This is a genomic window from Pseudomonas sp. Xaverov 83 (assembly GCF_019352905.1).
GTDB lineage: Bacteria > Pseudomonadota > Gammaproteobacteria > Pseudomonadales > Pseudomonadaceae > Aquipseudomonas > Aquipseudomonas yamanorum.
This window is the reverse complement of the sequence record NZ_JAAAFU010000008.1, coordinates 68,683-87,905: the sequence shown is the minus strand read 5'-3', so window position 1 is coordinate 87,905 and position 19,223 is coordinate 68,683. Positions and strand designations below refer to the sequence as shown.

Here is a 19,223-nt window from a genome sequence, read left to right as displayed (position 1 = left end):
TAGTGGTATAGAAAATCGACAAAATGAACCATTCGTATCGGTATGCGATTTTAAGTGGTCGAATTTTGCCGTTTGGTGTAGAAATATCGCCACGCTTGATCGACCTGACCGCGAGTTCGCCATGTCTGAAGAACGCAATAGCTTGCATAACCAATCCCTGGAAAAAGGCCTGTCGGTGCTCAAGGCATTCAGCGCACAGCGCCGCAGCATGAGCCTTGCAGAGGTGGCCGAGGCCGCCGGCATGACCAAAAGCTCGGCCCAGCGCATGGTGTTTACCCTGGAGAGCCTGGGTTACCTTCGGAAACACTCGCGCACGCGCCATTACCAACTCACACCGCGGGTGCTGGAGTTGGGCTTCAGTTATCTGGATGCGCATTCGTTGATTGAGGTGGCCAACCCATTCCTCTCGGAATTGACCCGCCTGACCGGAGAAACCTCGTGCCTGACCGAGCCTGCGGGTTACGACATGACGTATATCGCGCGGTTTGTCAGCGCGGGCTTCGTGCCGGTGCATATGCCGATTGGCTCGCGGGTGCCGATGTACTGCACCGCGTCGGGCCGGGCGTATTTGAGTGCGTTGCCGCAGGATGAGGCGTTGGTGTTGATTGAGAACAGCCAGCGAGTGGCGCATACCAGTCAAACGTTGACCGAAGTCGACAGGATCATGGCGTCGTTGCAGCAGGTGCGCGAACAGGGCTATGCGGTGAATGGCCAGGAACTGTTCCTGGGCGACATGACCATCGGCGCGCCGGTGTTGGGGGCTAATGGCCGGCCGGTGGCGGCGGTGCATGTGGTGGCGCCCACCAGTCGGTGGAGCAGGGGGGATGCGGAGAAGCAGTTGGCGCCGGCGTTGTTGCAGTGTTCAAGGGCGTTGAGCAATTCGGCGCGCAACCTTGAATAGATAAACTATCGAACAAACAACACGGTCAGTGTGGGAGCTGGCTTGCCTGCGATAGCGGTGGGTCAGTGAGCCCATACGGTTCTGACCCACCGCTATCGCAGGCAAGCCAGCTCCCACATTTGATGTTCATTGCTTTGAGGTTTGGGTTGGCCCCAACAAAAAATGCGCCCCTTCGGGCGCATTTTTTGTTCGGTCAACGATCGCCTATCAGGCAATCGCATCCCAGGCACGGTCACTGTTCTCGTCTTTGATCCGAGTCGGCAAGCCCATCACGTCCAGCGCCTTCAGGAACGGCTCAGCCGGCAGTTCCTCGACGTTGGCCATGTGCTTCACGTCCCACTCGCCACGGGCAACCAGCAGCGCTGCGGCTACAGGCGGTACGCCAGCGGTGTAGGAGATGCCCTGGCTGTCGGTTTCGGCAAAGGCTTCTTCGTGGCAGGCCACGTTGTAGATGAACAGCTCGCGTGGCTGGCCATCCTTGGTGCCCTTGACCAGGTCGCCGATGCAGGTCTTGCCGGTGTAGCCCGGTGCCAGCGACGACGGGTCGGGCAGCACGGCCTTGACCAGTTTCAGCGGCACGACTTCCAGGCCTTCGGCGGTGGTGACCGGTTTTTCGGAGAGCAGGCCGAGGTTTTTCAGCACGGTGAACACGTTGATGTAGTGTTCGCCGAAGCTCATCCAGAAACGCACATTGGGCACGTCGAGGTTTTTCGACAGCGAGTGCACTTCATCGTGGCCGGTCAGGTACAGATTCTGCGAACCGACCACAGGCAGGTCGTCGGTGCGTTTGACTTCGAACATGGTGTTGCTGGTCCACTGGCTGTTCTGCCAGCTCCACACCTGTCCGGTGAATTCGCGGAAGTTGATTTCCGGGTCGAAATTGGTGGCGAAATATTTGCCGTGGGAGCCGGCATTGACGTCGAGAATGTCGATCGAATCAATGCGGTCGAAATGCTTTTGCTGCGCCAGCGCGGCATACGCGTTGACGACACCCGGGTCGAAGCCCACGCCAAGGATGGCCGTGATGTTCTTCTGTTTGCACTCTTCCAGGTGGTTCCATTCGTAGTTGCCGTACCACGGCGGGGTCTCGCAGACCTTGCCCGGTTCTTCGTGGATGGCGGTGTCGAGGTACGCCACGCCCGTGTCGATGCAGGCACGCAGTACCGACATGTTGAGGAACGCGGAACCGACGTTGATGACGATCTGCGATTCGGTTTCGCGGATCAGTGCCTTGGTCGCTTCCACGTCCAAAGCGTTCAGCGCGAAGGCTTGAATCTGGGCGGGTACCTTGAGGCTACCCTTGGCCTTGACGCTGTCGATGATGGCCTGGCATTTGGAGATGTTGCGCGACGCGATAGCAATACGACCGAGTTCGTCGTTGTGCTGCGCGCACTTGTGGGCCACCACCTTGGCGACACCTCCTGCACCAATGATAAGAACGTTCTTTTTCAATTGCTTTATCTCTCCTTTATCTGTCCGCTTTACGAAAGGCTGGACAGGTAGTCGTCGTAACCAAATTCACGAACCACTTCGACTGTACCGTCGAGTTGTTTCACTACGATGGACGGCATTTTCAGGCCGTTGAACCAGTTTTTCTTGACCATGGTGTAGCCTGCCGTGTCGATGAACGACAGTCGATCGCCGATGGCCAGCGGCTGATCAAATTGGTACTCACCGAAGATGTCCCCGGCCAGGCACGACTTGCCGCACACCATGTAGGTGTGTTCGCCATTGCTTGGCGCCAGCTTGGCGTTGAGGCGATAGATCAGCAGATCCAGCAGGTGGGCTTCGATGGAGCTGTCTACCACGGCGAGGTTCTTGCCGTTGTAGAGGGTGTCGAGCACGGTCACTTCCAGGGAGGCGCTGTTGGTGATCGCCGCTTCGCCGGGTTCCAGGTACACCTGCACGTCGTACTTCTGCGAGAACGCCTTGAGGCGCTGGCAGAAGGCGTCGATGGCATAGCCTTCACCGGTAAAGTGGATGCCGCCGCCGAGGCTGACCCAGTTGACCTTGTGCAGCAGCGCGCCGAAGCGTTCTTCGATGGTGTTGAGCATCTGGTCAAACAGGTTGAAGTCACCGTTCTCGCAGTTGTTGTGGAACATGAAGCCGGAGATCTGCTCGATCACACCTTCGATCTTCACCGGGTCCCACTCGCCGAGACGGCTGAACGGGCGCGCCGGGTCGGCCAGCAGGTAGTCGGAGCTGCTCACTTGCGGGTTGACGCGCAAGCCGCGGGTCTTGCCTTCGCTGCGTTCGGCAAAGCGCTGCAGCTGGCTGATGGAGTTGAAGATGATCTTGTCGCAGTTATCGAGCATCTCTTCGATTTCATCGTCGGCCCAGGCCACGCTGTAGGCGTGAGCTTCACCTTCGAACTTCTGGCGACCCAGCTTCAGCTCGTACAACGACGACGAGGTGGTGCCGTCCATGTATTCCTGCATCAGGTCGAACACCGACCAGGTGGCGAAACACTTGAGGGCCAGCAGAGCCTTGGCGCCGGACTGTTCGCGCACGTAGGCGATCTTCTGCATGTTGACCAGAAGCTTCTGTTTGTCGATGAGGTAGTACGGCGTTTTGATCATTTTCAGAGCCTGCGGCGGTGCCTGCCAAAAAAGGACACGCATTGTGCCCGCACTTGGGACAGATCGAAAGGTTAGTCAGCGGAATTTGCTGGCCCGGTTATAAGCTGGCCTGTGAATATGACAGCCCGTAGGTATGATGAGCCGCTTTGATAACGGACCACGGCTTCGGCGACGAGAGGTGAGAATGGACGCATGGACGCTGCATTGGCTGGAAGCTTCGGGGAGCCTGGCGCAGTTTCGCGCTGAGCTGATCCGTGAATGTGAAGTCGCTTACGGGGCCATTGCGCAGATGATGCCGCCGCCGCGCCTGGACATTCTGATCCAGCGATTGCCGGGGGAGACCCTGCCGGAACTCGGCCTGGTGGGCCGTGCTTATCGCAGCACCCTGTTCAGCATGACCCTTGACCCCGACAACCCGAATTTCCTCGCCAGCCTGCAAAGCGGAGCATTGCGCCGGCACGTGGTGCATGAGGTGCACCATTGCCTGCGCATGGCGGGCCCGGGTTATGGCTGGACGCTGGGGGAGGCGATGGTCAGTGAAGGCCTGGCCGGGCAGTTTGTACGACGGGTGCTGGGCAGCGAGCCGGAGTTGTGGGAGCGGGCGCTTGCACCCCAGGAACTGCTGAGGGCACCGGTAGACCGCCAGCTTCTCGAAGCCACGTATTACGACCACAGCGAATGGTTCTTTGGTACCGGCGCGCGGCCAAAGTGGCTGGGGTACACGCTGGGCTACCAGATGGTGGAGGCCTGGCTGGCAAAGCAGGGCGACGTGGACGCCGCCACCTGGGTCAACGTGCCCGCCCACGACATACTCGCCAACGCCGCCAAAGAGGGGCTGGTGGCCTGAATCTGAAACACAAAACCACCAAACAACCCCCATCCCCTGTGGGAGCCGTCGAACTTTAGCGAGGCCGCGAAGGCGGCGGCACAGCCGACAACCAGGTTGCCTGACACACCGCTATGGTGATCGTTCCCACGCTCTGCGTGGGAATGCCGCCTCGGACGCTCTGCGTCCATCGGGCGATGCAAGGTTCAAGTCTTGCGCAGTGGTGACGCGGAGCGTCACGGGATGCATTCCCACGCAGAGCGTGGGAACGATCAGCGTGGGAACAAAAACGCATCCACACTGACATCAAACCGTCATCTCCCCATCGCCTGACTGCCACATTCCCCCGTTACTGTCCTCGCCAATGAGATCGATCTCAAGCGAGTGACAATGACTGATTTGAAAGACGTAGCTCGGTTGGCCGGCGTATCCCGCGCCACCGCCGCCCGCACCTTTGCCTCCCCGGAACAAGTGCGCCCGGCCACCCGTGAGCAGGTATTCGCCGCCGCCCGCGAGCTGGGTTTCAGGCCCAACCTGCTGGGCCGCCAATTGCGCCTGCAAACCACCAACCTGATCGGCGTGGTGGTGCCCAACCTGCTTAACCCGGTGTTCGCCGAACAGTTCCAGGCCATGGAGCGCGCCGCACGCCTGCGTGGCTATAACCTGTTGCTGGCGACCACCGACTACAGCGCCGAGCGCGAAAGCAGTGTGGTGGAAGAGCTGCTGCGCCAGCGCGTCGATGGTTTGGTGCTGACCGTCACCGACGCCGAAAGCAACAGCGTGCTCCACAGCCTGGCCACGGAAGAAACGCCGTTCGTGCTGGCCTACCACCAACCTGACAACCCCAACTACAGCGCCGTCTCGGTGGACAACCGCGCCGGCATGGCCCTCGCGACCCGTTATCTGTTGGAGGCGGGCCATCGCCGGATCGCCATGGTCGCCGGCCCCGCGTTGCAGTCCGACCGGGCCCGGCTGCGTTATGCCGGGTATTGCGATGCCATGGGCGAGTACGGTCTCGCTAGCCAACCGGTGATCGAAATGCCGGCCCACACCCAGGCTGAATTCGCCGCCATCGAACCCTTCCTGCAAGGCCCGCAAGCCCCCACAGCACTGGTCTGCTCCAACGATTTTCTCGCCATCAGCCTGATCGCCGAACTGCGCCGCCACGCCTGGAACGTGCCCGAACAACTCTCGGTGATGGGGTTTGACGGTATTTCCCTGGGCACCCAGATGCACCCGACGCTGTGCAGCGTGGTGCAGCCCATCGCGCTGTTGGCCAGCACCGTGATCGACCAACTGCTGGCGCAAATCGCCGGCAACGCACCGACTTCCCACTGCCTGCCGTGCCATGTCCGGCCGGGCGAAAGTACCCAACCCCATAAAGGAGACGCTTGATGCGCATGCTCAGTAAAACCCTGGCGGCATTGCTGCTGTGCGGCACGGCCAGCCTGGCCCAGGCCGCGGACACCGCGATTTGCTACAACTGCCCGCCAGACTGGGCGGACTGGGGCACGCAACTCAAGGCCATCGCAGCGACCACCGGCGTGCAGGTGCCGCTGGATAACAAGAACTCCGGCCAGTCCCTGGCGCAGTTGGTGGCCGAGAAAGCCGCGCCGGTGGCCGATGTCGTCTACTACGGCGTGACGTTCGGCCTGCAAGCGCAGAAGGCCGAAGTGGTGGAGGGCTATAAACCCAAAGGCTGGGAGCAGATTCCCGCCGGCCTGAAAGACCCGGACGGCCAGTGGTTCGCGATTCACTCCGGCACCCTGGGCATCATGGTCAATGTCGATGCCCTGGGCGGGCTGCCGGTGCCGCAAAGCTGGGCCGACCTGCTCAAGCCTGAGTACAAAGGCATGGTCGGTTACCTCGACCCGTCCAGCGCTTTCGTCGGCTACGTCTCGGCGGTGGCGATCAACCGCGCCATGGGCGGCGACCTCGATAACTTCGCCCCGGCCATCGACTACTTCCAGAAGCTGTCGAAAAACGCCCCCATCGTGCCCAAGCAAACCGCCTATGCGCGGGTGCTTTCCGGTGAGTTGCCGATCCTGGTGGACTACGACTTCAACGCCTACCGCGCCCGCTACAAGGACAACGCCAACGTCGCCTTCGTGATTCCCAAGGAAGGCAGCATCAGCGTGCCGTACGTGATGAGCCTGGTGGCGAACGCACCGCATCGCGCCAACGGTGAAAAGGTCCTGAACTTCGTCCTGTCCGATGCGGGCCAGGCGCTCTGGGCCAAGGCCTACCTGCGCCCGATCCGGCCTGTGAAGATGCAGGCGGACGTCGCCGCGCAGTTTCTGCCGGACAGCGACTACGCCCGGGCCGGCGTGGTGGATTACCAAAAAATGGCCGCCGTGCAGGAAGCCTTCGCCGCGCGTTACCTGAGTGAGGTCAAGTAAGTGAAGGCACTCTTGCGGCCAAATCCCGCCTGGGCGCTGGCCCCGGCGTTTGCGGTGCTGCTCGCGTTCTGGTTGTTGCCGCTGGCGCACCTGATGGTACTGGGCGGTGAAAGCCGCGACAGCCACGGCAGCGGTTACTGGCAAGTGCTGAGCAGCGCGCAATACCTGGGCAGCCTGGCGCAAACCTGCGTGCTCGCGGTGCTGGTGACGTTGGCGGCGCTGCTGGTGGGCGGCATTGCGGGCGTGTTTCTCGCCCGCCAGCAATTCTTCGGACGTTCGGCGCTGGTGGCGTTGTTGACGTTTCCCCTGGCGTTCCCCGGTGTGGTGGTGGGCTTCCTGGTGATCCTGCTGGCAGGTCGACAAGGCTTGTTCGCGGCACTCGGGCTTCAGTTGGCCGGTGAGCGCTGGATCTTTGCCTATTCGCTGGCGGGGTTGTTTGTCGGCTACCTGTACTTCTCGATTCCTCGGGTGATTCTCACGGTGATGGCAGCCTGTGAAAGCCTCGACCGCAGCCTCGAGGAAGCCGCCCATTCACTGGGGGCCGGGCATTGGCGGGTGGTGTGCGACGTGATCGTGCCGGGCCTGGCGCCGGCCCTGGCCTCCTGCGGGGCGATCTGTTTTGCCACGTCCATGGGCGCCTTCGGCACGGCGTTCACCCTGGGCACGCGGCTGAACGTGACGCCCGTCGCTATCTATAACGTGTTCACCAACTACGCCAACTTTGCGGTGGCCGCGGCACTCTCGGTGGTGCTCGGCGCGGTGACCTGGGCCGTGCTGTTGCTGACGCGGCGCCTGGTGAAAAACGCGGGGACGGTCCTGTGAAGCGCTCATCGCTGTTTGTCATCCAGCTGCTGTTTACCTTGCTGGTCTGCGCGTTCATGTTGGTGCCGGTATTGATGTCATTGCTGGCGGGGCTGACGCGTAATTTCTTCGTCGGCCTGTCCAGCGGCCTGACGTTCGACTGGTTGATTCAGGTATGGCAGGCCTACTCGCCGACGGTCTGGCTCTCGCTGCAACTGGCCCTGGCCTGTGCGGTGTGTGTCTGTGTGATCGGCGTGCCGGCGGCGTATGCCCTGGTGCGGATGAACAACCGCTTCAGTCGCGCCTTCGAGGAATTGATGGTGCTGCCGGTGGCCATGCCCGGCCTGGCCAGTGCCCTGGCGTTGTTGCTGACCTACGGCCAGTTCGGCGGGTTTCGCAGCAGCTGGTTGTTCATCCTGGTGGGGCACGTGTTGTTCACCTTGCCGTTCCTGGTGCGCCCGGTGATGGCGGTGATGCAACGCCAGCAGTTGCCGATGCTGGAAGAGGCCGCTGCGAGTCTGGGGGCCGGTCCCCTGCGACGCTTCTTCAGTGTGGTGGTGCCCAACTGCAGGGCCGGGATTCTCGCCGGGGTGTTGATGGTCGTGACCCTGTCCCTGGGCGAGTTCAACCTGACCTGGATGCTCCACACGCCGATGACCAAGACCTTGCCCGTCGGCCTCGCCGACAGCTACGCCTCGGCCCGCCTGGAAATCGCCAGCGCCTACACCCTTATCTTTTTGCTGATGATCGTGCCGCTGCTGATTGCGTTGCAGGCCATCAGCGCTCGTCTGTCCCGTGGAGACCGTCGATGACCGCTATCACCATTCGCCTGAAGGGTTGCCGCAAGGCATTCGCCGACGGCACCGTTGCCGTGCAGAACCTCGACCTGACCATCGAGGGCGGCGAAACCCTGGCCATTCTCGGCCCGTCCGGTTGCGGCAAAACCACCACCTTGCGTTTGATCGCCGGCCTTGAGCGTCCCGATGCAGGTCAGGTTTTTTTCGGTGACACCGACGTCACGCGCCTGCCCATCGAGCGGCGTGATGTGGGCATGGTGTTCCAGAATTACGCGTTGTTTCCCAACCTGGATGTGGCCGGCAATATCGTCTACGGCCTGAAAATCCGTGGCGTCGCGCCGGCAGAGCGCAACAAGCGCTGTGACGAACTGCTGGAGCTGGTGGGCCTGCAGAACCACGGCAAGCGCAGCATCCATGAACTGTCGGGCGGCCAGCGCCAGCGTGTGGCACTGGCCCGCGCGTTGGCGCCTCGGCCCAAAGTGCTGTTGCTGGATGAACCGTTGGCCGCCCTCGATGCACAGTTGCGTGAGCGCCTGCGCAGTGAGCTGGATCAGCTATTGCGCGGCCTTGGCATCACCTCGGTGTTCGTCACCCACGATCAGGGCGAAGCCATGGCCCTGGGAGACCGCATCCTCGTGATGGAGCAGGGGCGTATCGCGCAACTGGCCAGCCCGCGTGAGATCTACCAGCAACCGGCCAACGCGTTTGTCGCAGGCTTTGTGGGCAACCTGAATGCCTTTTCGGTGGTTGATCGCACGACCCATGGCTTGAAAGTGTGCGGCGGCGAACTGCCGTGGCACGAGCCTCATCTGCCGGCCACCGTGTATTGCCGCCCCGAGCACCTGCGGGTGATGGAGAGCGAAGGGCACCTGCACGGGCATTTGCTGGCGCATTTTTTCCAGGGCGCGCAAAGCCGCCTGCTGGTGGATGTCGGCGGCCCGCAACCGTTGCTGGTGGACAGCAGCGACAACCAGCTTCACGCCGTCGGCGCGCCAATTGCCCTGGCCATCGCCCCACACAAGCTGTTCACCCTGCATGCCTGACTTCAGAGAGCCTATTTTGAACCGTCCGTTTCTTGTTGCGCAGATCAGCGATCTGCACCTTAAAGCCGGCCAGCGCCTGACTTACGGCGTGGTCGACACCCTCGGTGCATTGCGCCGTGCCGTCGACCACCTGAATGCCAGTTACCCACGGGCCGATATCGTGGTGATCAGCGGCGACCTGGTGGACTTTGGCCGCGCCGATGAATACGCCGTGCTGCACCCCGAGCTGGCCCGTTTGCAGATGCCTTGCTACCTGGTGCCGGGCAATCACGATAACCGCCAGCATTTGCTCGACGCCTTTGGTGATCACCGCTATTTGCCGGCGAGCGCCGACGGGCCGCTGGACTGGGTGGTGGACGACTATCCGGTGCGGCTGATCGGCCTGGATTCGACGATTCCCGATGCCCATGGCGGCCAGCTGCTGGACAGCCAATTGCAGTGGCTTGATGAGCAACTGGCGCTGCAGCCGAACGTGCCGACCCTGCTGATTTTGCATCACCCGCCGTTTATCAGCGGCATCGGCCATATGGACCGCGAGCCATTCGTCAACGCCGCTGCGCTGGAAAAGATCATCGCCCGTCACCCTCAGGTGGAACGCCTGCTGTGTGGGCATTTGCACCGGCCGATGCAGCGCCGTTTCGGCGGCAGTGTGAGCTGCGTATGCCCGGGCACGTCCCATCAAATCGTGCTGGATCTACAGGAGGCTGCTCCAGCGCATTTCAACCTGGAACCGGCGGGTTACCTCTTGCACCGCTGGGATGAACAGCAAGGGTTGGTCAGCCACAACGGCGTATTCGGGGACTATCCGGGGCCGTATCCGTTTTATGACGCTCATGGATTGATTGACTGAAGTTTCCCGGAGGTCCATCTCGCCCAAGTTAATACCCGAGCACTTCTGAACAGTTATTAACGCACCGGCCAACCGAAGTTTGGCCGAGTGCTTCCTGCTGCCTTTTTTATGCGCCCGCAACAGTGATTGCGCGCCGGAGTTCGTCCTGATGAAAGCCACACTACATGTACTAAGCGTATTGACCGGCGGCCTGGGCATGGCCCTGAGTCCCTTGGCTTCTGCTGATTTCCTGGGGGACAGCAAAGCCAACTTGAGCATGCGTAACTTCTACTTCAACAACGACAACCGCGACGGCGCCGCTGCACCGTCGAAGACCGAAGAGTGGGGCCAGGCGTTCATCCTCAACTACCAGTCGGGTTTCACCGACGGCACCCTCGGCTTTGGCCTGGACGCCATCGGCATGCTCGGCGTGACCCTCGACAGCAGCGCGGCGAAGCATGTCGGCAGCTCGATGATTCCCACCGATGATGGCAAGGCTGCGGACGATTGGGCCCGTGGCGGCGTGACCGCGAAGGCGCGCTTTGCCAAGACCGAGCTGCGCTACGGCTACCTGCGCCCCAACCTGCCGATCCTGGTGAGCAACGACGGCCGGCTGTTGCCGCAGTCGTTTGAAGGCGGCCAAGTCACCAGCAACGACATCGACAACCTGACCCTGATTGGCGGCCAGCTTGAGCATACGACGGGTCGCGGTTCCAGCGACGCCAGCGGCCTGGCGGTGGCCGGTGCGACCCAGGAAAGCAACAAGTTCACCTACGGCGGCGCCGACTACAACCTGACCAAGAACCTCTTGGTGCAGTACTACTACGCCAACCTTGAAGACTATTACCAACAGCACTTCGCCGGCCTGGTGCACGTATTGCCGATGGGCGAGTACGGCTCGCTGAAAACCGACTTGCGTTACTTCAAGACCACCTCCGACGGCAAGAACGCAAGTGCCGCCGGGCGTGCCGATGGCTATAAGTTTGGCGGCTATACCAAAGGTGGAACCGGGGAGATCGATAACGACACCTGGAGCGCCGCGTTCATCTATTCCCTGGGGCCCCATGCGATCACAGCGGGCTACCAACGCGTGTCCGACGACAGCAACTTCGCCCAACTCAACCAGGGCGGCCTGGTGGGCAAAGGCGAGGCGGGCCCGAGTCTGTACCTGTACACCGACCGAACCATCCAGACCTTCATCCAGGCCGGTGAGCGTACTGCTTTTGCCCAGTACGCCTACGACTTTGCGGCGCTGGGCGTACCCGGTTTGAAGGCCTCGGTGATGTACCTCAAGGGCGACCATATCCTCACCACCAACGGCAACGATGGCAGCGAGTGGGAGCGGGATATTTCGCTGGATTATGTGGTGCAGAGCGGCACGTTCAAGAACGTCGGGTTCGGCTGGCGCAACGGCATGTCCCGCAGCGAAGTGGCACGGGATCAGGACCAGAACCGGGTGTTTGTGAACTACTCGATTCCGTTGATGTAAATCCTGAAGTCCATGCACCAGCCCTTGCGGCGAGGGCTGGTGCGTTTACAGCGACTTCATGTGCGTTGCATGCTCATCCTGTATTGACTCAAACCCGCAGCGCAGATAAAAGGCGGCGCCTTCGTGGGTGTCGGTAGACAGGCGCACAACACGGTACTGCTGCGCAGCGCGTTCCAGCAGTTGGCCCACCAACGCCTTGCCTACATGCCGTTCCCTCGAAGCCCGTGCGACGTACACCCGGCGCAGCCTGCCAACCTCCGGACCGGCGTAAGGGTCATAGGACAGCCCGCCAACGGCGATCAACTGCTCGTTGCTGAATACGCCCAAAAGACATTCGCCTGGCTGGTCGAACCGGTTGGCGCCGCTGTGCCACTCTGCAACGAGTCGCGTGAGAAACCTGAATCCTTCGGCGACGGCTTCTGCTTCCAGTATCAGGATCTCTTCGGGCAACGCCGAGAGGGCGCGTATCGACAAACCAACCGTTGATCTATCCACTGTATTGACTCAATTCCCTACTCAATGCAGCGACTATAACGCTCTCCCGGTATCACGTATTGGTCTTCAACTTGGTCCACAACCGAGTGGCCAGCCGCGCAATCGCCGGCGGCAGGTCTTCGACGATGAACAGCTTGTCCATCACGCTTTTCGACGGGTAGATCGCCAGGTCTTGCTTTACCTCGGGAGTCACAAACTCATCCGCGGTGCTGTTGGGGTTGGCGTAGTGGATGCTGTTGCTGATGTTGGCAATCACCTTGGGCTCCAGCAGGTAATTCATATAGGCATAGCCGTTCTTCTCGTGCGGCGCGCCCTTGGGCATCACCACCATGTCCAGCCACAGCGTCGAGCCTTCATCCGGGATCGAGTAGGCGATGTTGATACCGTTTTTCGCCTCCTTGGCGCTGGCGGCGGCTTGCACCACGTCGCCGTTAAAGCCGATCACTGCGCAGATGTTGCCATTCGCCAGGTCGCTGATGTACTTGGAGGCGTGGAAGTACTGGATGTAGGGCCGGATCTTCAGCAGCGCCTGTTCGGCCTTTTTGTAGTCGGCCGGTTCGTGGCTGTGGTGAGGCAAACCCAGGTAGTTGAGGGTGATCGGCAGAATCTGCGTGGGGTTGTCGATAATCGCCACGCCACAGGCGCTGAGTTTCTTGATGTTGTTTTCATCAAAGAACAGGCTCCAGGAATGGGTAACGTCGGTGGTGCCGAAGATCGCCTTGATCTTCTCGACGTTGTAGCCAATTCCCGCCGTACCCCACATATACGGGAAGCCGTACTGGTTGCCCGGGTCGTTGGTTTCGAGCTTTTTCATCAGCAGCGGGTCGAGGTTTTTCCAGTTGGGCAACTGGCTTCGGTCGAGCTTCTGGATCGCCCCGGCCTTGATCAGCCGCGACAGGAAGTGGTTGGACGGGCTGACCACGTCATAACCGGTATTGCCGGTCATCAGTTTGGATTCCAGCACTTCGTTGCTGTCGTGAATGTCGTAGGTCGCCTTGATCCCGGTCTCCTGGGTGAAGCGGGTCAAGGTGTCGTCGGCGATGTAGCCGTTCCAGTTGGAAATATTCACTTCTTCGGCGGCGTACACGGCCGCGGGGAGCGCGCTGAGGATGACCGCCAGGGACAGACTGTTGATGTGCATGTGAATCACCTTTGTTGAGGTTTTTTGTTCTAGATTTCTGTCCGAGCCCGGACCGTTTCCACGCGCATACGCAGCATGGCACCGATGTCGAACAACGGCCGGGGCGGGAGCCAGCCGGGCTCTGCCCTGAGCATTACGGAGTGCAGGAGCGACGAGGCTTGGCCCGACGCCCACTCGGCCAGCAGTCGGCCCCATAACGTGCCGCGGGCGACGCCCGATCCGTTGCAGCCGGCGACGGCGTACAGGTTGTTTTCGACTCGCGCGAAATACGGTTGGCCGCTGCGGGAGGCACTCAAGTGGCCGGTCCAGGTGTAGTGGATGTCTTGTTCGGTGAGCCAGGGAAAGCGTCGCTGCAAACCCTTCACATGGTGTTGGCGCCGGTGCAGCAGGTCGCCGTTGGACAAATCCCGAGTGCGGTATTCCGCCGTGTTGCGGATCATCACCCGGCGGTCCGGCGTCAGGCGCACCGTGGCGCCCAGTGGCCGGGTGGACAGTACGCCCCAGGGTTCCACCGCGCCGATACGGCGGTATTCCTCATCGCTGAAGGGGCGGGTGAGGCTGGCGCTGAGTTCCATCGGGAACGTCGCGCTGTCTTCAATACCCACCCGTGGAATAAAGGCGTTGAGGCACACCAGCACCTGGCCGGCTTCAATACGGGCGTCCAGGCCGTTGGCGCGAATGCCGCCATTGGCCATGCGCTCAAGGCCGGTGATGTCGGTGTTCTCATAGAGCGTCACGTTGTCCGGCAGGGCTTCCAGCAAGCCCTTTACGTATTTCGCCGGTTGCAGCAAGGCGTTGCCATTGCCGCACCAGATGGCGGCCTGGTAATGCTCGGTGCCGAGTGTTTGTGCGAGCGCCTTACCCTGTAGAAAGCGCGCTGAAGCCCCCACCGCACGCAAGGTCGCCAACTTGGCATCCACATGCTCGAGCTTGTCGGGATCGTGCACGGCGAAGAAGTAGCCGCTGTCCCTGAAATCGCAGTCGATGGCATGGCGGGCGATGCGCTTGCGCACTTCATCACTGGCGGCGCGTGAGATGGTGGTGTCCACCTCAAAATCGGCGAAGCCAGCGCGGCCCATCAATTCACTTTCAGCGGGATGCTCATGGGCCACCACAAAACCGGAATTGCGCGCCGAGGCACCTTGGGCGGCGCGCTGGCGGTCGACGATCACGATGCGGGCCTCGGGGTGCATCTCGGCCAGGGTGTGGGCCGCACACAAACCGGTAATCCCTGCGCCGATCACCAGCCAGTCGGCTCTTTGAACGCAGCTCAGTCGGCCCCGGGCGGGGAGGCTGTCAGTCTGGGCAATCCAGCCACATGTGTTTTCCATGAAGATCCTCGGCTGTATGCGTTGTTCGCATGACTAAGTTCGGGCTACAGCTGGAATCTATAGGGCCGGTGGTGATACAACCAACGTTATAAAATCATCCAGCTATTCGGAAAATGCATGGATAACATCCGTCACGTGCCTTCGTTGCAGGGCTTGCAGGCGTTGGTTGAAGTCAGCGATTGCGCCAGTTTCACCGTGGCGGCACAGAAGCTGTGCCTGACCCAAAGCGCGGTGAGCCGCAAAATCCAGCAGTTGGAAAGCCATTTCGGCGTGCCGATGTTCACCCGCACCAGCCGCAGCCTGCGCCTGACCGCTGAAGGTGAGCAGGTGCTGGCCAGCGCCCGGAGCATCCTGGCGCAACTGAAGGTGCTGGAGGATCGGCTCTCGCCTCACAAACGCCCGTTTCGCATCCGCCTGCATGTGTCGCTGGCGGTGCGCTGGCTGCTGCCCAAGCTCAGTGATTTCTATCGCAACCATCCCGATATTTCCCTGGCGATCGAGACCGTCGCCACCGAGGTGGTCGAGCCGGCGAGTGACAGCGATGCCTACATCCTTTACCTGCCAAAACCCGACAACGATCCTGCGCGCCTGACCTTGTTCCACGAGTCATTGGTGCCGGTCTGCGCACCGGGTTTGGGGCCACTGGCTTCGGTGGAGCAACTCGCACACTTTGCGCTGCTGCATCGTTCGGCCGACAAGCAAGACTGGATGACCTGGCTGGCGGCCAATGGTGCGCGGTCGCTGGACGACTACCGGCATATCCCGTTCAACCTCGACGAACTGGCACTGGATGCCGCCGCCCGCGGGCTTGGGGTGGCGATGACGGACCTGACCCTGGCGGCCGAGTCGATCGAACGGGGTGTGTTGGTGGTGCCGTTTGGTCAGCCGCTGGTGACCGGCGGGGTGTATGCATTGTGCTTGCAGCCATCGGCGGCGTCACACCCAGGCTGTGCGCTGATCATGCAGTGGTTTGGGCAGCAGGCGCGGCATGCTAACGTCACGCCTTAACTTACTATCGCCAGTTCATCCATGAAAATGCCCGATATCGACGCCATCCAGGCGTTCGTCCTGGTCGCTGAACTCAAGAGTTTCACCCGCGCCGCCGATGCCATCGGCGGCACTCAGGCGGCCATCAGCCTGAAGATAAAACGCCTCGAAGAAAGCCTTGGCCGCAAGCTGCTAGAGCGCACGCCGAGACGGGTCACGTTGTCGGCCCATGGGCAGATGTTTTTGACCAGCGCGCGCCGTTTGCTGGACAACTACCAGGAGGCGATGAACTGTTTTGGCCCGCAGAAACGCACCTTGCGCGTGGGCGTCAGCCACCACATTGTCGGCGCCGATCTCAGCCTGTGGCTGCGGCGTTTGGCGACCACCGACCCGGACGTGATCGTGGCGTTCAGCCTCGGCACTTCGCGGGACATGTTGATGAACTACGAGCAGGGCAAGCTGGATGTAGCGATGATCCTGCGGCACGACAACCGTCGCCAGGACGGCGAAGTGGTGGGCGTCGAACGCTTTGGCTGGATGGCTTCCCACGACTTCGAATTACGCCAGGGCGGGGCGTTGCCCCTGGCGATCCAGCCGGAGCCCTGCGGCATGCGCAGCATGGTGATGGCGGCGCTGGCCGAGCAGAACCGCGCCTGGGAAGAGGCATTCGTGGGCAGCGGCATCCTGGCGATTGGTGCTGCGGTGGTGGCGGGCATTGGCATCGGCGCGATGGTGGGGCGGATGGCGCCCGGTGGCTGCGTCGACGTAGAGCAGCGTTTCGACCTGCCGCCGCTGCCCAATCGTGAAGTGGTGCTGTATACGGCGCAGCGGGACACTCAGGCGCAAGCGTTGATCCGCACCTTGAGTGCCGATATTCCAGCGGACTGAACTAGAACATCAGGCGCCCGGCCCAGGCCATCAGCAGGGCCAGGCTACTGATGCCGAGGATGGCCACGCCCAACGCGGCGAAGTGAACGAGCAGGGCGGTTACAGGCTGACTTCGATGGGGTTCCATGTGAGGACTTCCTTGGGTGTTCGGGAAGCAAAAGTATGGGTAGCCATTGCGCACCGAAACAGACGCTGCTGGCTATTTCAGTGATAAGCAAAACCGAAGGAGCGCCCGAGGATCATGAGTAGAACTTGTGATCATCTGGAATAAAATGAGTTTGTCTCACTATCGCCCGATCCCGACAATAGCTCCCATACACACACATTGGAGCTTTACGTCATGGCTGTTGCCCATTCCCTTGGATTCCCGCGCATTGGTCGCGATCGTGAACTGAAAAAAGCGCAGGAAGCGTTTTGGAAGGGTGAACTCGACGAAGCCGGATTGCGCGCCGTAGGTCGTGAGTTGCGCAAGACGCACTGGGACCTGCAAAAGAAAGCCGGCATTGAGTTGCTGCCCGCCGGTGACTTCGCCTGGTACGACCAGGTACTGACTCACTCGCTGATGTTCGGTGTGATCCCTGAGCGTTTCCGCCCGGCCGATGGCAAAGCCACCCTGCACACGCTGTTCGGCATGGCCCGTGGCGTCAGCGACAACTGCTGCGGCGGTGCCCACGCCCAGGAAATGACCAAGTGGTTCGACACCAACTATCACTACCTGGTGCCTGAGTTCAGCGCCGACCAGCAGTTCCAACTGGGTTGGGAGCAACTGTTCGAAGAGGTCAAGGAAGCCCGTGACCTTGGCCACACCGTCAAGCCGGTGGTCATCGGCCCGCTGACTTACCTGTGGCTGGGCAAGGCCAAGGGTGGCGATTTCGACAAGCTTGACCTGCTGGACCGCCTGCTGCCGCTGTACGGCCAGATCTTCCAGCGCCTGGCGGACCTGGGCGTGGAGTGGGTGCAGATCGACGAGCCGATCCTGGTGCTGGACCTGCCGCAGGATTGGAAAAATGCGTTTGAGCGTGCCTACAACCTGATCCAGCGTGACCCGCTGAAGAAGCTGGTGGCCACCTATTTTGGCGGCCTGGAAGAGAACCTCGGCCTGGCAGCCAACCTGCCGGTGGACGGCCTGCACATCGACCTGGTGCGTGCGCCGGATCAGTACCCGACCATCCTCGATCGTCTGCCTGCTTATAAGGTGCTGTCCCTGGGCGTGGTCAACGGCCGTAACGTGTGGCGCTGCGACCTGGAAAAAGCCCTGGCCACCTTGCAGCATGCTCATGAGCGCCTGGGGGATCGCCTGTGGGTGGCGCCGTCTTGCTCCTTGCTGCACAGCCCGGTGGACCTGGGCCGTGAAGACAAGCTGGATACCGAGCTGAAAAGCTGGCTGGCGTTTGCCGTACAGAAGTGCGAAGAAGTGGCGGTGCTGGCTCAGGCCGTGAATCAACCTGAAGCGCCAAACGTGATCGCCGCCCTGGCTGAAAGCCGCGCCGTGCAAACTGCCCGTGCCGCTTCGCCACGTATCCATAAGCCCGCGGTGCAGGCCCGCGTGGCGGCGATCACCACCAAGGACAGCCAGCGTCACTCGCTGTTTGCCCAGCGGATCGAGAAACAACGGGCCGGCCTCAACCTGCCGCTGTTCCCGACCACCACCATCGGTTCGTTCCCGCAAACCGCCTCGATCCGCCTGGCCCGCCAGTCGTACAAGGCCGGCAAGTTGAGCGAAGCCGAATACGTCGAAGCCATGCACAGCGAGATTCGTCACGCGGTGGAAGTGCAGGAAAACCTTGGCCTGGACGTACTGGTGCACGGTGAGGCCGAACGCAACGACATGGTCGAATACTTCGCCGAGCAGTTGGACGGTTATGTATTTACCCGCTTCGGCTGGGTACAGAGCTACGGTTCCCGTTGCGTGAAACCCGCAGTGATTTTTGGTGACCTGAGCCGCCCGAAAGCCATGACCGTGGAGTGGATCCGCTACGCCCAAGGCCTGACCAACAAGGTGATGAAGGGCATGCTGACCGGCCCGGTGACCATGCTGATGTGGTCGTTCCCCCGGGAAGATGTAAGCCGCGAAGAACAGGCGCGCCAACTGGCCCTGGCGATTCGTGACGAAGTGGTGGACCTGGAAGCCGCCGGGATCAAGATCGTACAGATCGACGAAGCCGCGTTCCGCGAAGGCTTGCCGTTGCGCCGGGCGCAGTGGAAGGAATACCTGGACTGGGCCACCGAAGTCTTCCGCCTGTGCGCCTCGGGTGTGCGTGATGAAACCCAGATCCACACCCACATGTGCTACAGCGAGTTCAACGATGTGATCGAGTCCATCGCGGCGATGGATGCCGACGTGATCACCATCGAAACCTCGCGCTCGGACATGGAACTGCTGGAGGCATTCGAAGCCTTCGCTTACCCGAACGACATCGGCCCGGGCGTGTACGACATCCACTCGCCACGGGTGCCGGATGCCTCGGAGATGGCCAACCTGCTGCGCAAGGCAGCCAAACGCATCCCGGCCGAACGCCTGTGGGTCAACCCGGATTGCGGCCTGAAAACCCGTGGCTGGCCGGAGACTGAAGCGGCGCTGATTCACATGGTGACTGCAGCGCGTCAACTGCGGGCTGAATTGGCCTGATCCAACACCCGGAATCACACGCCGGGTGAAGATCAAAAATGTGGGAGCTGGCTTGCCTGCGATAGCGGTGGGCCAGTTTGCACCTTCG

The 19,223-nt window shown here is 61.4% G+C and carries 17 protein-coding genes and 1 pseudogene; 12 read left to right on the top strand and 6 right to left on the bottom strand.

Annotation, left to right across the window (positions count from 1 at the left end; all coding sequences use genetic code 11):
* The first annotated feature begins 121 nt into the window (after positions 1 to 121).
* Positions 122 to 901 carry an IclR family transcriptional regulator gene (locus K0H47_RS03675; RefSeq protein ID WP_201141583.1) on the top strand — a complete coding sequence of 260 codons (780 nt, stop codon included), beginning with the start codon at positions 122 to 124 and terminating at the stop codon, positions 899 to 901.
* A gap of 207 nt (positions 902 to 1,108) precedes the next feature.
* On the opposite strand, the gene K0H47_RS03670 is transcribed toward K0H47_RS03675, so the two are convergent.
* Entirely contained in the window at positions 1,109 to 2,353 is a 1,245-nt protein-coding gene (locus K0H47_RS03670) for a saccharopine dehydrogenase family protein (protein WP_093197886.1), read from the bottom strand.
* A 29-nt stretch (positions 2,354 to 2,382) separates the two neighbouring features.
* Positions 2,383 to 3,480, bottom strand: a complete 1,098-nt coding sequence (locus tag K0H47_RS03665; RefSeq protein ID WP_003211413.1) for a carboxynorspermidine decarboxylase — start codon at positions 3,478 to 3,480, stop codon at positions 2,383 to 2,385.
* A 184-nt stretch (positions 3,481 to 3,664) separates the two neighbouring features.
* On the opposite strand from K0H47_RS03665, the gene K0H47_RS03660 reads away from it, so the two are divergent.
* From K0H47_RS03660 to K0H47_RS03625, 8 genes and pseudogenes are all read left to right on the top strand, one after another.
* Complete coding sequence (locus K0H47_RS03660; protein ID WP_219271997.1) at positions 3,665 to 4,327, top strand: DUF2268 domain-containing putative Zn-dependent protease; 663 nt, start codon at positions 3,665 to 3,667, stop codon at positions 4,325 to 4,327.
* Between the two features lie 369 nt (positions 4,328 to 4,696).
* A pseudogene (locus K0H47_RS03655) lies at positions 4,697 to 5,717 on the top strand (LacI family DNA-binding transcriptional regulator).
* On the top strand, positions 5,701 to 6,705 hold the full coding sequence (locus K0H47_RS03650; protein ID WP_219271993.1) for an ABC transporter substrate-binding protein: 1,005 nt from the start codon (positions 5,701 to 5,703) through the stop codon (positions 6,703 to 6,705). Before K0H47_RS03655 ends, K0H47_RS03650 begins: the two are co-directional and overlap by 17 nt.
* On the top strand, positions 6,706 to 7,527 hold the full coding sequence (locus K0H47_RS03645; RefSeq protein WP_063030943.1) for an iron ABC transporter permease: 822 nt from the start codon (positions 6,706 to 6,708) through the stop codon (positions 7,525 to 7,527).
* On the top strand, positions 7,524 to 8,318 hold the full coding sequence (locus K0H47_RS03640; RefSeq protein WP_219271991.1) for an ABC transporter permease subunit: 795 nt from the start codon (positions 7,524 to 7,526) through the stop codon (positions 8,316 to 8,318). Before K0H47_RS03645 ends, K0H47_RS03640 begins: the two co-directional genes overlap by 4 nt.
* Complete coding sequence (locus K0H47_RS03635) at positions 8,315 to 9,346, top strand: ABC transporter ATP-binding protein (RefSeq protein WP_219271989.1); 1,032 nt, start codon at positions 8,315 to 8,317, stop codon at positions 9,344 to 9,346. Before K0H47_RS03640 ends, K0H47_RS03635 begins: the two co-directional genes overlap by 4 nt.
* Positions 9,347 to 9,362: 16 nt before the next feature.
* Complete coding sequence (locus tag K0H47_RS03630) at positions 9,363 to 10,196, top strand: phosphodiesterase (RefSeq protein WP_219271987.1); 834 nt, start codon at positions 9,363 to 9,365, stop codon at positions 10,194 to 10,196.
* Positions 10,197 to 10,344: 148 nt separating this feature from the next.
* Entirely contained in the window at positions 10,345 to 11,664 is a 1,320-nt protein-coding gene (locus tag K0H47_RS03625; RefSeq protein WP_219271985.1) for an OprD family porin, read from the top strand.
* 45 nt (positions 11,665 to 11,709) lie between these two features.
* Here the strand turns inward: K0H47_RS03625 and K0H47_RS03620 are convergent, their stop codons facing one another.
* Genes K0H47_RS03620 through K0H47_RS03610 form a run of 3 tightly spaced genes read right to left on the bottom strand, consistent with a single transcriptional unit; the run spans position 11,710 to position 14,631 of the window.
* A complete protein-coding gene (locus K0H47_RS03620) occupies positions 11,710 to 12,159 on the bottom strand; it encodes a GNAT family N-acetyltransferase (protein WP_219271983.1) in 450 nt (149 codons plus the stop codon).
* A 52-nt stretch (positions 12,160 to 12,211) separates the two neighbouring features.
* Positions 12,212 to 13,300 carry a polyamine ABC transporter substrate-binding protein gene (locus tag K0H47_RS03615; protein WP_219271981.1) on the bottom strand — a complete coding sequence of 363 codons (1,089 nt, stop codon included), beginning with the start codon at positions 13,298 to 13,300 and terminating at the stop codon, positions 12,212 to 12,214.
* 29 nt (positions 13,301 to 13,329) lie between these two features.
* Positions 13,330 to 14,631, bottom strand: coding sequence for an FAD-binding oxidoreductase (locus tag K0H47_RS03610; RefSeq protein WP_219271979.1), 1,302 nt, complete (start codon positions 14,629 to 14,631; stop codon positions 13,330 to 13,332).
* 117 nt (positions 14,632 to 14,748) lie between these two features.
* Between K0H47_RS03610 and K0H47_RS03605 the strand changes: the two genes are divergently transcribed.
* The gene (locus K0H47_RS03605; protein WP_093197845.1) at positions 14,749 to 15,639 is read left to right on the top strand and encodes a LysR substrate-binding domain-containing protein; all 891 of its coding nucleotides are present in this window, start codon (positions 14,749 to 14,751) and stop codon (positions 15,637 to 15,639) included.
* A gap of 21 nt (positions 15,640 to 15,660) precedes the next feature.
* Positions 15,661 to 16,506, top strand: coding sequence for a LysR family transcriptional regulator (locus tag K0H47_RS03600; RefSeq protein ID WP_257626613.1), 846 nt, complete (start codon positions 15,661 to 15,663; stop codon positions 16,504 to 16,506).
* Position 16,507: 1 nt separating this feature from the next.
* Here K0H47_RS03600 and K0H47_RS30990 read toward each other — a convergent pair whose 3' ends face one another.
* A complete protein-coding gene (locus K0H47_RS30990) occupies positions 16,508 to 16,633 on the bottom strand; it encodes a hypothetical protein (RefSeq protein WP_257626612.1) in 126 nt (41 codons plus the stop codon).
* A gap of 213 nt (positions 16,634 to 16,846) precedes the next feature.
* Here K0H47_RS30990 and metE point away from each other — a divergent pair, with 213 nt between their 5' ends.
* Entirely contained in the window at positions 16,847 to 19,135 is a 2,289-nt protein-coding gene (gene metE, locus K0H47_RS03595) for a 5-methyltetrahydropteroyltriglutamate--homocysteine S-methyltransferase (RefSeq protein ID WP_177071387.1), read from the top strand.
* Positions 19,136 to 19,223: the final 88 nt, after the last annotated feature.

Coding starts and splice junctions, on each gene's coding strand:
- K0H47_RS03675 (WP_201141583.1), top strand. CDS start 122: ATGTCTGAAGAACGCAATAGCTTGCATAACCAATCCCTGGAAAAAGGC.
- K0H47_RS03665 (WP_003211413.1), bottom strand. CDS start 3,480: ATGATCAAAACGCCGTACTACCTCATCGACAAACAGAAGCTTCTGGTC.
- K0H47_RS03660 (WP_219271997.1), top strand. CDS start 3,665: ATGGACGCATGGACGCTGCATTGGCTGGAAGCTTCGGGGAGCCTGGCG.
- K0H47_RS03650 (WP_219271993.1), top strand. CDS start 5,701: ATGCGCATGCTCAGTAAAACCCTGGCGGCATTGCTGCTGTGCGGCACG.
- K0H47_RS03635 (WP_219271989.1), top strand. CDS start 8,315: ATGACCGCTATCACCATTCGCCTGAAGGGTTGCCGCAAGGCATTCGCC.
- K0H47_RS03625 (WP_219271985.1), top strand. CDS start 10,345: ATGAAAGCCACACTACATGTACTAAGCGTATTGACCGGCGGCCTGGGC.
- K0H47_RS03615 (WP_219271981.1), bottom strand. CDS start 13,300: ATGCACATCAACAGTCTGTCCCTGGCGGTCATCCTCAGCGCGCTCCCC.
- K0H47_RS03610 (WP_219271979.1), bottom strand. CDS start 14,631: ATGGAAAACACATGTGGCTGGATTGCCCAGACTGACAGCCTCCCCGCC.
- K0H47_RS03605 (WP_093197845.1), top strand. CDS start 14,749: ATGGATAACATCCGTCACGTGCCTTCGTTGCAGGGCTTGCAGGCGTTG.
- K0H47_RS03600 (WP_257626613.1), top strand. CDS start 15,661: ATGAAAATGCCCGATATCGACGCCATCCAGGCGTTCGTCCTGGTCGCT.
- K0H47_RS30990 (WP_257626612.1), bottom strand. CDS start 16,633: ATGGAACCCCATCGAAGTCAGCCTGTAACCGCCCTGCTCGTTCACTTC.
- metE (WP_177071387.1), top strand. CDS start 16,847: ATGGCTGTTGCCCATTCCCTTGGATTCCCGCGCATTGGTCGCGATCGT.